The sequence below is a fragment of the Devosia sp. genome (genome assembly GCF_014860165.1).
Taxonomy (GTDB): domain Bacteria; phylum Pseudomonadota; class Alphaproteobacteria; order Rhizobiales; family Devosiaceae; genus Devosia.
The window spans coordinates 13,244-26,716 of sequence record NZ_JACZKG010000009.1; the positions used below are offsets into that span (position 1 = coordinate 13,244).

Genomic DNA, 13,473 nt, shown 5'->3' on the forward strand with positions numbered 1-13,473 from the left:
ATAATCCTCCTCCTCCAAGGTTGACGATCAAACCCTATGCGAGTTGCCGAGATTCGAAATCGCCGCCCTGGGGTTACGCACCGCTCAGTTACACCACCACAATGCCGGAATGTTTGGCCTTTTCCTCTGGTTCGACATGGATGGTGATCAGCGCATCCTTGACAGTCTCGCGCAGCCTGGCCTCGATCCGGTCGCAGATGGCATGCGCCGCATCCACGCTCATCGCGCCAGGCACCACCAGGTGGAAATCGATAAAGGTCATTCGCCCCGCCTGCCTTGTGCGGATGTCATGGGCCTCGATGGCGCCGTCGGCATTGGTGGCGATGATCTCGCGGATCACCTTCTGCGTCTCGGGCTGTACCGCCACATCCATCAGCCCGCCAATGCTCTGCCGGATGACGCCCCAGCCCGACCACAGGATGTTGAGCGCCACCAGCCCCGCCAGGATTGCGTCGAGCACCGCCCAGCCGGTCAGCAACACCAGGGCCAGGCCTGCCAGCACGCCCAGGCTGGATACCACATCGGTCAGCAGATGCCGGCCATCTGCCTCAAGCGCGGGCGATCGCACCCTGCCTCCATGCCGGATCAGCACCATGGCCCAGATCACGTTGATCACGGTGGCCACGCCGCTGATGGCCAGCCCCTGCATCGGGGCCTCGGGCAGTTGTGGCGCCATGGCGCCGAGCACCGCTTCACGCGCGATCAGGATGGCGGCGACGATGATCATCACGCCCACGATCACGGCCGAGAAATACTCGGCCTTGTGGTAGCCATAGGGCAGGGCGGCATCGGCCGGCTTCTGCGCCAGCCGCACCGCGATCAGCGCCACGATGGCGGTCACCACATTGACGATCGATTCCAGCGCATCCGAATAGAGCGCGATCGACCCGGTGACATACCAGGCCAGGAATTTGAGCCCCAGCACGACAAGCCCGATAAGCAGGCTGGATGCGGCGATGGCCAGCGTCCTGTTGGCGGCAGTGCTCACGGCGCGTCTTTCGATGGGGATTGATACGGGAGGCCATAGCCCCTCATTTTGTCGACAGCAAGTCCTTGAATATGCAAATCATTTTCAGAAGCATTCCGATCTGCGCGTCTTCGGCGGCAAGCCATTGATTGACCACGCGCTTCCGCCCGCCTAGAACGGAATCACGCAGAGTTCCCACGACGGAACTGAAACAGATTTCGGTGCGGTCGACCCAAACAGGGGACCAAGTCCGGGCTGCAACGGTCTAGGCGAACCTGCCTCTTGTTCGAGAGGCGACAGATGACGACGATCCCCGGCCACCCTCCATTGATCATCGGGCTCGGCTGCTCATCAGCCGCCAGCGCCACCGAGGTCGTCGCGCTCATTGCCGCCTGCCTCGCCGAGATCGATCGTGATTCCGCCAGCATTTCGGCATTCGCCACGCATGTCCGCAAGCGCGGCAGCATGGCGCTGGCCCAGGCCGCTGGGCATTATGAAGTGCCCCTGCGCTTCCTGGCCGATGACGAACTGGCCCAGGGCATATCGGGCACCTGTGAGGCCGTTGCCGCTGCCGCCGGCCCGCTGCTGCTGGGCAAGCGCAAGTCGCGCTACGCCACCTGTGCGATCGCGGCCTGCCGCGCCGGCTTCGTCCTTTCCGCCTTCGGTCAGCCCGAAAGCCCCAGCGCGGCGATGGCCGCGTCGACGCTGGCCACCTCGTTGGCCGGACCATAGACCGGCCGCGCGATCATGATGACCTTGACCCCCAGGCGCTGGGCTGCTTCCAGCTTGGCCGCCGTCTGCCCGCCACCCGAATTCTTGGTGACCAGATGAGTGATCTCCTCGCGCTCCATCAGCGCCATCTCGTCGTTCACATCATAAGGCGGCCGCGTCTGCAGCAGGGTCGCGTGCCGCGGCAGCTCCATGGCCGGCGCCTCGATGGTGCGCACCACGAACTGGCAGTCGTCGCGCTCGAGAAACTGCTCGAGCCCGGTATGCCCGGTGGTCAGCAGCACATCGGCATTGGGCGGCAGGGCCGCGGCGGCTTCGGCAGCGGTCTCCACCGTGATCCATTCGGCGCCCAGCTGCTGCTCCCAGGCCGGCCGCATATAGCGCACCAGCGGAATGCCGGCCTGCTGCGCGGCCGCCACGGCATTGATAGAAATCAGCCCCGCATAGGGGTGGGTGGCATCCACCAGCCGCTCGATGCCGACCACCCGCAGATAGGCCGCCAGCCCGGGTATGCCGCCAAACTTGCCCATGCGCAGCTTGCCCTCGGGCAGCTTGGGGTCCTGCGTGCGCCCGGCCAGCGACGTGGTCACGTCATGGCCCATGGCCACCAGCCGGTTCGCCAATTCGCGCGCTTCGGCCGTGCCGCCCAGGATCAGGATTTTCATTGGTGCTGCGCCTCTCCTCAAGCCCAATGTGCATATTCCCGCCCCTATGCTCAAGCAGGCGCGCCAATGTATCGGTCGACACCCTCCCCCTCGCGGGGAGGAATCAGGGGTGGGGGGTGTTTAGCCCGGATATGCGGGCCAATCGCCACCCCCTCCCAACCTCCCCCGTCGAGGGGGAGTTGCCGCTCCACTCCTGGCACAAGATGGTGCCCCCATGTTTGACTGGATCCGCCGCCCCGCCCGCCAAGGCCATTTCGCCGCGCTCGACCGGGCCGATTTTCCCATGCTCGAGCCGGGCACCGTCTGGTTGGTCGGCGCCGGTCCGGGCGGCCCGGGCCTGGTCTCCTTGCTGGCCTATCATGCCCTTGGGCAAGCCGATGTCATCGTGCATGATGCGCTGGTCTCGTCCGAGCTGCTCGCCATGGCGCCCAGACGCACCCAGAGGCTGTTCGCCGGCAAGCGCGGTGGCAAGCCATCGCCCAAGCAGTCCGATATTTCCCTGCAACTGATCGAGCTTGCTCGATCAGGCAAGCGGGTCCTGCGCCTCAAGGGCGGCGACCCCTTCATGTTCGGTCGCGGCGGCGAAGAGGCCGGTGCCCTGACGCGCGCGGGCATTGCGTTCCGCATCGTGCCCGGCATTTCGTCGGGCTTGGGAGGCCTGGCCTATGCCGGTATTCCGGTGACCCATCGCGACACCAACCACGCCGTGATCTTTCTGACCGGCCACGATGAAAGCGGCGCCGTGCCCGGCAGCGTCGATTGGCCCGCCGTGGCCAAGGCCGCGCCGGTCATCGTCATGTTCATGGCCGTCAAGCACCTCGGCTCGATCACGCAAAAGCTGCTGGACGCCGGCCGCGATGGCGCCGATCGCGTCGCCATCGTGTCCCATGCCGCGACGCCGCATCAATCGATCATCGAGACGACGCTCGCCGATGCGCATCTGTTGACCGGCGTGCCCACGCCCGCCATCGTCGTCCTCGGCCCCGTCAGCGCCTATCGCCAGTCCCTCGACTGGTATGTGGGGGAGGCGCGCCGGCATGTCTTTGGCTAGGGGCCTCGTCATCGCCGCGCCGCGTTCCGGCTCGGGCAAGACGGTCATCACGCTCGGCCTGCTGGCCGCCCTGCGCCGCCGGGGCATCGTCGTTGCCCCCGCCAAGACCGGCCCCGACTATATCGATCCGGCCTTTCTCGGCCGCGCCGCTCTGCGCGAGGCGGTGAACCTCGACCCCTGGGCCATGAGCCCGGCCCGGCTCAAGGCCCTCGCCGCCATGCAGTCGACGGGGGCCGACCTGTTGCTGGTCGAGGGCGTCATGGGCCTCTTTGACGGCGCGGCCGACAATACCGGCTCCACCGCCGACCTGGCCGAACTGCTCGAACTTCCCGTCGTGCTGGTGGTCGATTCCGAGCGGCAGAGCCAGTCGGTGGCGCCGCTCGTCGCCGGCTTCGCCAATTGGCGCCCCGGCGTGCGGATTGCCGGCGTCATCCTCAACCGCGTCGCCTCCATGAAGCATGAGCGCATGCTGGTCGAGGCCCTGGCGGCTACCGGCATAGCCTGCCTCGGCGCCATCCCGCGCGATGCCGCGCTGGTCGTGCCCGAACGCCATCTGGGCCTCGTGCTTCCCGGTGAAGTGGGCGCTTTCGACACCTTCCTGGATGCCGCCGCCGAGACAATCGGCAGCTATGTCGATCTCGCCCGCCTGCAGGCAATCGCCACCCCGATCGCCGGGGGCGAAACCCCTGCCGCGCCGCTGGCACCGCTGGGTCAGCGCATCGCCATCGCCCGCGACGACGCCTTCGCCTTCCTCTACCCCCACCTGCTCGATGGCTGGCGCGCCATGGGCGCCGAACTCAGCTTCTTCTCGCCGCTGGCCGATGAAGCCCCGCAAGGCGAGGCGGACGCGGTCTTCCTGCCGGGTGGCTATCCCGAACTGCATGGCGCCACACTTGCCAATGCCGGCACCTTCAAGGCCGGCCTGCTCGCCGCCCGCGACCGTGGCGCGCTGCTCTATGGCGAGTGCGGGGGCTTCATGGTGCTGGGGGAGACGCTGGTCGACAAGGCCGGGCAGGGGCATGCCATGGCCGGCCTGCTGCCGATCACCACGCGCATCGATCGCCCCAAGCGCATCCTGGGCTATCGCCGCCTCGTCCAGCCCGGCGACCTGCCCTGGCCCGGCCATCTCAACGGCCACGAATTCCACTATTCCTCGGCCAAACAATCGCGCCTCACGCCACTCTTCGCCGCTACCGACGCCCGTGGCGAGACCCTGCCGCCGATGGGCGCCGTCATCGGCCGCGTCATGGGCTCTTACGCCCATGTCATCGATGCGGCATAAGACGCGCCATGGCTAAGTCACTGATGTTCATGGGCACCGGCTCCGATGTCGGCAAATCGCTGCTGGTCGCCGGCCTCTGCCGCGCCTTGGCCAATCGTGGCCTGTCGGTCGCCCCGTTCAAGCCGCAGAACATGAGCAACAATGCCGCCGTCACCGCGGACGGTGGCGAGATCGGCCGGGCGCAGGCCCTGCAGGCCCGCGCCGCCCGCCGCGATCCGGTCACGGCGATGAACCCGGTCCTGCTCAAGCCCGAGCAGGAAACCGGCTCGCAGGTCGTGGTCCGCGGCCAGCGTCGCGCCTCCATGTCGGCGCGAGCCTATTGGCAGGAACGCGGCAAGCTGTTGCCCGAAGTGCTGCAAGCTTTCTCCGAGCTTGCTGCAGATGTGGACGTGGTTCTCGTCGAAGGCGCCGGCAGCGCCTCCGAGGTCAATCTCCGCGCCAACGACTTGGCCAATTTCGGCTTCGCCCAGGCGGCTGGCGTACCGGTGATCCTGGTCGGCGATATCCATCGCGGCGGCGTCATTGCCTCGGTCGTCGGCACCTTCGCCGTCATCGACCCCGCCGACGCGGCCCTTATCCGCGCCACGCTCATCAACAAGTTCCAGGGCGATCCGGCGCTCTTTGCCGATGGCACTCGCTTTGTCGCCGACCGCACGGGCGTCCCGTGCTTCGGCCCGGTGCCGTGGTTCGCCGATGCAGCCAAACTACCGGCCGAGGATGTGCTGGCGCTGGAATTTTATGCCACCAACGGCACAGGCGGCTTCACCATCGCCGTGCCCCACCTGCCCCGCATCGCCAATTTCGACGATCTCGATCCGCTGCGCGCCGAGCCGGGCGTCAATGTCGTGCTGGTCGAACCCGGCCGGCCGCTGCCGCGTGATGCCGACCTGGTCATCCTGCCCGGCTCCAAGGCCACGCGCAGCGATCTCGCCGCGCTAAGGGAAAATGGATGGGACGTCGATATCGCGGCCCATCATCGGGCCGGGGGCCGGGTCCTCGGCATCTGCGGCGGCTACCAGATGCTGGGCCGCACCATCGCCGACCCCGACGGCATCGAGGGAGCGCCCGGCACCAGCGCAGGGCTGGGCCTGCTCGACGTCGACACCGTGCTGACCCCGGTCAAGCAGCTCCGCGTCGAAGAGGCAGTCCATGTCGCTTCCGGCAGTGCCATCAGCGGCTACCACATGCATATGGGCGTCACCGACGGCACCGATCGCGCCCGCCCGTTCGCCCAGGTCGCTGGTGCGCCTGAGGGGGCAATCAGCCAGGATGGTCGCGTGACCGGAACCTACCTGCACGGCCTCTTCGCCGCAGATGCCTTCCGCCGCGCCTTCCTCGGCAATGCCGCCAGCCCCGACCTCGCCTACGAGACAAGCATCGAGCAAACCCTTGACGCCCTCGCCGCACACCTCGAAAAGCACCTGGACATCGATGCGCTGTTGAGGCTGGCGCGGTAGGCAATCACCGGGTCATTCCCGCGAAGGCGGGAATCTCCGTTTTGGAAGAGCACGAAAGAAAGAAACAGGGATTCCCGCCTTCGCGGGAATGACCTGGTGGGCTAGCGAAACAAAGGAAACAGCCGGCACCATGACCTCCTTCATCGCCCCCCTCTCACTCCTCGTCGAACGCTGGATCGGTTATCCGCAGCGTCTCACCGATCTTGTCGGTCATCCCGTCATCTGGATGGGCCGCTTCATTGCCTTTATGGAGCGGGGCGTCGACAAGCGTGAGCGCACGCCGCGCCAGCGCCGCGAGGCCGGCATCTTCACCGTCGCTGTCCTGCTGGTGGTGACGCTGGCCATTGCGCTGGTCGTCCAACAATTGCTGCGCGGCATTCCCTTCGGCTGGGCGCTCGAAATCCTCGTCGCCACGCCCTTCCTGGCGCAAAAGGAACTCGGCCGTGCCGTCGAGGCGGTGGCCACCGCCCTTCGAACCTCGCTCGATGCCGGTCGCGAGGCCGTCAGCCACATTGTCGGTCGCGATCCGCAGGCGCTTGACGAAGCCGGTGTCTCCCGCGCCGCCATCGAGACCCTGGCCGAAAGCACCTCGGACGGAGTCGTCGCGCCCTGGTTCTGGCTGGTGCTGCTCGGCCTGCCCGGCATCGCCCTCTACAAGGCCATCAACACCGCCGATTCGATGATCGGGCATATGAACGAGCGCTACCGCGACTATGGCTGGGCCGCGGCCAAGCTCGATGATGTGGTCAACTGGATCCCCGCCCGCCTGAGCGCCGTGTTGATCACCGCCGCCTGCTTCTTCACCCAACATGCCAGCCCTGGCAGCGCCTGGGCCATCGCTATCAGCGACGCGCGCAAGCATGCCTCACCCAATTCCGGCTGGCCCGAAGCCAGCTTCGCCGGGGCGCTTGGCTTCAGGCTCGGCGGCCCGCGCAGCTATGACGGCGAAGTGGTCGACCTGCCCAGCTTCGGCGACGGCAAGTCCGAACTCGTCGGCAGCGACATCCTGCGGGCGCTGATGCTGTATCGCAGCACGCTCAATGTGCTGCTGGGGGTGAGCGCGGTGATCGCGTTGCTGGTTTGGGCGGCGTGAGAGCCACGATCTTTGACTCCCTCTCCCCTGAGGGGAGAGGGCGGGGTGAGGGGTTCAGAGTTGGGGCTTCATCCCGCCTCGAGCCGCATTGCTGAACCCCTCACCCGCCGCTTCGCGGCGACCTCTCCCCTCAGGGGAGAGGTGATGAAGAGCCACTCAAGCCTCATGCACCCGCGTCTCCACCTGCCCCGGTGCCTCGCCCTTGAGCGTCATCGGCAGACCGGCCACGATGAAGTGCACATCGTCGCAAATCTCCGCCAGGCGCTGATGCGCTGCCCCCGCCAGGTCGCGGAACGTCCGCGCCATGGCATTGTCGGGGACGATGCCCAGGCCAACCTCGTTGCTGACCAGGATCACCTTGCTTGTCTTGAGCTGCACCAGCGTCGCCCCGAGCTCGCTCACCGCCTTGGCCACATCGTCATTGGCGACCAGCAGGTTGGTGATCCACAGCGTCAGGCAATCGACCAGGATGACGTCATGCTCGGCTGAGGCCTTCACCAGGGTGTCGGACAGAGCCAATGGTTCCTCGATCGTGGTGAAGCGCGCGGCGCGACCGGCCTTGTGGCTCTCCACCCGGTCGCGCATTTCCGCGTCGAGCGCTTCGGCGGTGGCCAGGTAAGCCGGCCGGCTGCCGCTACGGATCGCCAGCTGTTCGGCAAAGGCCGTCTTGCCCGATCGGGCGCCGCCCAGAACCAGCACATGTCGTGTCATCGCGATGCTCTCCCTAACCGTCCGCCGCCGCGGCTATCCCAGCAAAAGGCGTGAGGCCCGAACCGGTTGCGCCGCCCATGCACGCGAGCCATGCATATGGCGCGCTTGGCGGGCGTTTTTTGTGGCTTATTCTACTTTCGTCTTAGCAGCTTTCGCATTATGGTCCGCGCCGAAACGACACCCTAGAATCCCTCCAGACTAATGGAGAATCCCCGCGTGCCCAGCTATTATCTTGGCGTTGATGGCGGCGGCACCAATTGCCGCGTACGCCTGGCCGACGAGAATCTCGTGACGCTCGCCGAAGTCAAGAACGGCCGCTCCAACCTGCAGATCGACGACGGCGAACCGGCATTCCGCGCCATCAGCGACGGCACCCGCGACGTGTTCCAGGCCGCCGGGCTCGATTATGCCGAAACCGCCAATACCTATGCCTGCTTCGGCATGGCCGGCGGCCGCATGGATACGGCCCGCGCCGAGTTCGCGGCCCGTCCCTGGCCCTTTGCCGGCGTCAAGGTCTATGACGATATCGACATCGCCCATGCCGGTGCGCTGGGCGGCGGTGAAGGTGGCGTCATCATCGTCGGCACCGGTTCTGCCGCCATGTCCATCGTCAATGGCAAGCGCTATCAGGCGGGCGGCTGGGGGTTCCAGATCGGCGACCAGATGAGCGGCGCCATTCTGGGCCGCGAACTGGCCCGCTATTCGGTCGAAGCCGAAGATGGTCTGGTCGAGGCGTCGCCTTTGACCCGCGCGGTGATCGCGCATCTGGGTGGCGACAACCAGGCTGCCATGACCTGGTCCTTCGCCACCGCCATGGACCTCAAGATCATCAGCCGCGACGGCACCGAGGGCTGCGACGATGCCCTGATCGGCCGCGCCCCGGCCGAATATGGCAAGCTGATGCCGCTGTTCATCGAGCATTTCGACAAGGGCGATCCGGTCGCCGCCAGGATGATGGATATCCAGCTCGGCTACATCGACACCTATGTGCGCTGGTTCAAGGGTCACGGTGCGCAGGTCATGGCCATTGTCGGCGGTTTCGGCCAGCGCCTGTTCCCCATCCTTGAGCAGCGCTATGGCGCCTTCGTCGCCCTACCCAAGTTCGAACCGCTGCATGGTGCCGTCATCCTCGCCAAGCAGAATTTTTCCGCCTGAACCTCGCCTCAACCAGGGACTAGCCCATTGTCCAGCCGCATCATTCCCGTCCAGCCTTTCGACTATGTGGTGTTCGGCGCCACGGGCGACCTGACCAAGCGCAAGCTGATCCCTGCGCTCTATCACCGCTTCAAGGACGGCCAGTTCGACGACAATAGCCGCATCATCGGCGCTTCGCGGTCCAAGCTGACGGATGCCGATTTCCGGAAGGCAGCACGCGACGCCATCACCGCTTTCGTCGAGAAGGAATATCAGGACGAAAAGGTCATCGACCGCTTCATCAAGATCTTCTCCTATGTGCCGGTCGATGCCAGCAATCCGGAGGCCTCGGGCGACCTGGGCAAGGCCCTCCGCAGCGACCCACAGGTGGTTCGCGCGTTCTATCTGGCCGTCGCGCCTGACCTGTTCGAGCCCATTGCCGACTACCTCTCCAAGAACAAGCTCTATCGCCGCGACGCCCGCGTCGTGATCGAAAAGCCGCTGGGCCATGACCTGGCGTCGTCCATGGAGATCAATGACGGCGTAGCCAAGATCTTCAAGGAAGATCAGGTTTACCGCATCGATCACTACCTCGGCAAAGAGACGGTGCAGAACCTGCTGGCCCTCCGCTTTGCCAATGCCCTGTTCGAGCCCATCTGGAATTCGGCCCACATCGACCACGTCCAGCTCACCGTGGCTGAATCGGTCGGCGCCGGCACGCGTGGCTATTACGACGAATCCGGCGCCCTGCGCGACATGATCCAGAACCACATGCTGCAGCTGCTGTGCCTTGTGGCCATGGAGCCGCCCGCCTCCGACGATGCCGATGCGCTGCGCGACGAAAAGCTCAAGGTGCTTCGCGCCCTCAAGCCCATCACCAATGGCGAGGTGTCCCGCAACACCGTGCGCGGCCAGTATAAGGGCGTGAAATCCGAGACCACTTCGGTTGCCGGCTATCAGGACGAGCTGCCCGACGACAAGAAGGGCAGCCGCACCGAGACCTTCGTGGCCCTCAAGGCCGAAGTCGAAAACTGGCGCTGGGCCGGCGTGCCGTTCTATTTCCGCACTGGCAAGCGCATGGCCAACCGCGTGTCCGAGATCTGCATCCAGTTCAAGCCGATCCCGCATTCCATCTTCGATCACGCCGAGGGCGCGCCGCGCGCCAACAAGCTCATCATCCGCCTGCAGCCCGACGAGGGCGTCAAGCTGATGATGATGATCAAGGATCCGGGCCCGGGCGGCATGCGCCTGCGCGAAGTGCCGTTGAACCTCAGCTTTGCCCAGACCTTCAGCGAGCGGACGCCGGAAGCCTATGAGCGCCTGCTGCTCGATGTGGTGCGCGGCAACCAGACCCTGTTCATGCGCCGCGACGAACTCGAGGCGGCCTGGAAATGGGTCGACCCGATCCGCGAAGCCTGGGACCGCTCGAGTGAGCCACCACAGTCCTATGTCGCCGGCACCTGGGGTCCATCAGGGGCGATTGCGCTCATCGAACGCGACGGCCGGACGTGGTACGAGGACGATAACTAAAGGTTCGACTCTTGCCCACCCACCCCCTTGAGGGGAGGGTAGCGGACGCCGGCCCGCTGGGCCTTGGTAAAACTGGGGAGGGGGTGGTCTTGTGGCTCACCGATGGACCCCCACCCTCGGTCCCTCCCCTCGAGGGGAGGGAGGCGAAAGAGCCGATGACTCTAGAGGTAGGACGTTATGACCATCGACCGCCGCACATTCGCCGACAAGCCCACCCTGGCCATCGAACTGGCCGAGTCGGTGGCCGACCGCATCCGTACGGCGATAGCCGAGCGCGGCGCCGCTGCAATTGCGGTGAGCGGCGGTTCGACCCCAGCCCGCTTCTTCCAGGCCTTAGGCAAGACCAAGGATATCGACTGGTCCAAGGTCATCGTCACCCTCGTCGATGAGCGCTGGGTGGACGAGACCAACAGCCGTTCCAATGCGCTCCTGGTCAACGAGCGCATGCTGCAGGGCCCCGCGGCCACGGCGCGCTTTTTTCCGCTCTATTCGGGCGGCGACGAGCCTGACGCGGCGGCGGTTGCCAGGACCAATGCGCTTCTCGCTCAACTGCCCGAGCCGTTCGCTGCCGTTGTGCTGGGCATGGGCAGCGACGGCCACACGGCCAGCTTCTTCCCCGGCGGCGATACGCTGTCCGAGGCGCTGACAGCAGATGGCCCGGCCATCGCCATCCGCGCCCCCGGCGCGGGCGAACCGCGCATCACCTTTACCCTTCCGCGTCTCCTCCGCACGGATGGGCTGTACCTTCACATCGAGGGGGAGGAAAAGGCCGACGTTCTCGACACGGCTCTGGGTGATGGTCCCATTGAGGACATGCCCATTCGTGCCGTCTTGCGGTCCGGCCACGCCGTCACTGTCTACTGGTGCCCTTGAGTCCCCTTCGCGGTCCCCAATTGACCGCTTAGGCCACGAAAGGCTCCAGCCGGCGCGTTGTCAGGAAAAGTGGCCCCACTTTTCCGGTTCGAGAACGTGCCCAGCAAAGAGTAGGAGCTACACATGTCTGTCCGCCAGGCCATCCAGGATGTCACCGATCGCATTGCCGCGCGCAGCCGCGATAGCCGTCGGGATTATCTCGGTCGTCTCGATGCCGCGCGCGAAGCAGGCGTCAATCGCGCCGTGCTCTCCTGCGGCAACCTCGCCCATGCTTTCGCTGCCTGCACGCCCTCCGAAAAGGCGGCTCTGGCCGGCAACAAGGCGCTCAACCTGGGCATTGTCACCAGCTATAACGACATGCTGAGCGCCCACCAGCCCTATCAATTCTACCCTGACATCATCAAGGAAGCGGCCCGCGCCATCGGTGCCACGGCGCAGGTTGCCGGCGGCGTGCCAGCCATGTGCGACGGCGTCACCCAGGGCCAGCCGGGCATGGACCTGAGCCTGTTTTCCCGCGATGTCATCGCCATGGCGACGGCCATCTCGCTCAGCCACAACATGTTCGACGCGGCGGTCTACCTCGGCATCTGCGACAAGATCGTGCCGGGCCTGCTGATCGGCGCGCTGACCTTTGGCCACCTGCCGGCCGTCTTCGTGCCCGCCGGGCCAATGCCCTCGGGCCTGCCCAACGACGAAAAGTCCAAGGTCCGCCAGCTCTATATGGAAGGCAAGGTCGGCCGCGCCGAACTGCTCGAGGCCGAGAGCAAGTCCTACCATTCGGCCGGCACCTGCACCTTCTATGGTACCGCCAATTCCAACCAGATGCTGATGGAGATCATGGGCCTGCACCTGCCGGGCGCCAGCTTCGTCAATCCCGGCACGCCGCTGCGCGACGCACTCACTCGCGAGGCCACCGTGCGCGCGCTGTCGCTGACCGCTCTGGGCAACAACTATACCCCGGTCGGCCACATCATCGATGAGAAGGCCATCGTCAATGGTCTGGTGGGCCTGCATGCCACGGGCGGCTCGACCAACCACACCATGCACCTGATCGCCATTGCCGCCGCCGCAGGCCTGCATGTCACCTGGGACGACATGAGCGACCTCAGCGACGCGACGCCGCTGCTGGCCCGCGTCTATCCCAATGGCGTGGCAGACGTGAACCACTTCCATGCTGCCGGCGGCATGGGCTTCCTCATCCAGGAACTGCTCGAAAGCGGCCACCTGCACGAGGACGTCAAGACCGTCTGGGGCGATGGCCTGTCCGGTTACAAGGTCGAGGCCAAGCTGATTGAGGACAAGCTGACCTTCGAGGCCGCGCCCAAGGAATCGGCTTTGCCCAAGGTGCTGACCAAGGTGGCGACGCCCTTCCAGGAAACCGGTGGCCTCAAGCTGCTGACCGGCAATCTGGGTCGCTCCGTGATCAAGGTCTCGGCCGTCAAGCCCGAGCACCGCGTCATCGAGGCCCCTGCCAAGGTGTTCCACGGCCAGGAGGGCCTCCAGGCAGCATTCAAGGCAGGTGAACTCAATGGCGACATGATCGCCGTGGTCCGTTTCTCCGGTCCTCGTGCCCTGGGCATGCCCGAGCTGCACAAGCTGACGCCCTCGCTCGGCATCCTGCAGGATCGCGGCTTCAAGGTCGCCCTGCTCACCGATGGCCGCATGTCCGGCGCCTCGGGCAAGGTGCCAGCCGCCATCCACATGACGCCAGAAGCGGTCGATGGCGGCCCGATCAGCAAGATCCGCGACGGCGACATGATCCGCCTCGACGCCAACGAAGGCACCCTGACCTTCCTCGGCGACGAAAAGGAATTCCGCTCGCGCACGCCAGCCACCGAGGACCTGCGCAGCCAGCATTACGGCATGGGCCGCGAACTCTTCGCCGGGTTCCGCAGCCTGGTCGGCGTGGCCGATCGCGGGGCGAGCGTGTTCCAGTAGCAACCCGCTTCGCCAGGAGTTGCCACTGGTGCCACGGCGTGGT

12 protein-coding genes are annotated in these 13,473 nt (G+C 65.9%); 9 read left to right on the plus strand and 3 right to left on the minus strand.

Going from position 1 to position 13,473, the window contains the following annotated elements:
- Positions 1 to 88 precede the first annotated feature (88 nt).
- Positions 89 to 988, minus strand: coding sequence for a cation diffusion facilitator family transporter (locus IH615_RS01760; RefSeq protein ID WP_291359335.1), 900 nt, complete (start codon positions 986 to 988; stop codon positions 89 to 91).
- Between the two features lie 279 nt (positions 989 to 1,267).
- Between IH615_RS01760 and IH615_RS01765 the strand changes: the two genes are divergently transcribed.
- Positions 1,268 to 1,699, plus strand: a complete 432-nt coding sequence (locus IH615_RS01765) for a cobalamin biosynthesis protein (protein ID WP_291359336.1) — start codon at positions 1,268 to 1,270, stop codon at positions 1,697 to 1,699.
- Here IH615_RS01765 and IH615_RS01770 read toward each other — a convergent pair.
- Positions 1,633 to 2,361 (minus strand): cobalt-precorrin-6A reductase, encoded by a 729-nt coding sequence (locus tag IH615_RS01770; RefSeq protein ID WP_291359337.1) that lies wholly within the window; start codon positions 2,359 to 2,361, stop codon positions 1,633 to 1,635. The two genes, IH615_RS01765 and IH615_RS01770, sit on opposite strands and share 67 nt — an antisense overlap.
- A gap of 283 nt (positions 2,362 to 2,644) precedes the next feature.
- On the opposite strand from IH615_RS01770, the gene cobA reads away from it, so the two are divergent.
- The 4 genes from cobA (at position 2,645) to cbiB (ending at position 7,244) form a co-directional block, all read left to right on the plus strand.
- Positions 2,645 to 3,412 carry a uroporphyrinogen-III C-methyltransferase gene (cobA, locus tag IH615_RS01775; RefSeq protein WP_291359453.1) on the plus strand — a complete coding sequence of 256 codons (768 nt, stop codon included), beginning with the start codon at positions 2,645 to 2,647 and terminating at the stop codon, positions 3,410 to 3,412.
- Positions 3,399 to 4,694, plus strand: coding sequence for a cobyrinate a,c-diamide synthase (locus IH615_RS01780; RefSeq protein ID WP_291359339.1), 1,296 nt, complete (start codon positions 3,399 to 3,401; stop codon positions 4,692 to 4,694). Before cobA ends, IH615_RS01780 begins: the two co-directional genes overlap by 14 nt.
- 8 nt (positions 4,695 to 4,702) lie before the next feature.
- On the plus strand, positions 4,703 to 6,151 hold the full coding sequence (locus IH615_RS01785; RefSeq protein ID WP_291359341.1) for a cobyric acid synthase: 1,449 nt from the start codon (positions 4,703 to 4,705) through the stop codon (positions 6,149 to 6,151).
- Between the two features lie 130 nt (positions 6,152 to 6,281).
- Positions 6,282 to 7,244, plus strand: coding sequence for an adenosylcobinamide-phosphate synthase CbiB (gene cbiB, locus IH615_RS01790; protein WP_291359342.1), 963 nt, complete (start codon positions 6,282 to 6,284; stop codon positions 7,242 to 7,244).
- A gap of 156 nt (positions 7,245 to 7,400) precedes the next feature.
- Here cbiB and cobU read toward each other — a convergent pair whose 3' ends face one another.
- Positions 7,401 to 7,955 carry a bifunctional adenosylcobinamide kinase/adenosylcobinamide-phosphate guanylyltransferase gene (gene cobU, locus IH615_RS01795; RefSeq protein ID WP_291359344.1) on the minus strand — a complete coding sequence of 185 codons (555 nt, stop codon included), beginning with the start codon at positions 7,953 to 7,955 and terminating at the stop codon, positions 7,401 to 7,403.
- 216 nt (positions 7,956 to 8,171) lie between these two features.
- Between cobU and IH615_RS01800 the strand changes: the two genes are divergently transcribed.
- The 4 genes from IH615_RS01800 (at position 8,172) to edd (ending at position 13,430) form a co-directional block, all read left to right on the plus strand.
- Complete coding sequence (locus tag IH615_RS01800; RefSeq protein WP_291359346.1) at positions 8,172 to 9,110, plus strand: BadF/BadG/BcrA/BcrD ATPase family protein; 939 nt, start codon at positions 8,172 to 8,174, stop codon at positions 9,108 to 9,110.
- Positions 9,111 to 9,137: 27 nt separating this feature from the next.
- Positions 9,138 to 10,619, plus strand: a complete 1,482-nt coding sequence (gene zwf / locus IH615_RS01805; protein WP_291359347.1) for a glucose-6-phosphate dehydrogenase — start codon at positions 9,138 to 9,140, stop codon at positions 10,617 to 10,619.
- 177 nt (positions 10,620 to 10,796) lie between these two features.
- Entirely contained in the window at positions 10,797 to 11,492 is a 696-nt protein-coding gene (gene pgl / locus IH615_RS01810; protein ID WP_291359349.1) for a 6-phosphogluconolactonase, read from the plus strand.
- 123 nt (positions 11,493 to 11,615) lie between these two features.
- Positions 11,616 to 13,430, plus strand: coding sequence for a phosphogluconate dehydratase (gene edd, locus IH615_RS01815; protein ID WP_291359351.1), 1,815 nt, complete (start codon positions 11,616 to 11,618; stop codon positions 13,428 to 13,430).
- The last annotated feature ends 43 nt before the right edge of the window (positions 13,431 to 13,473 follow it).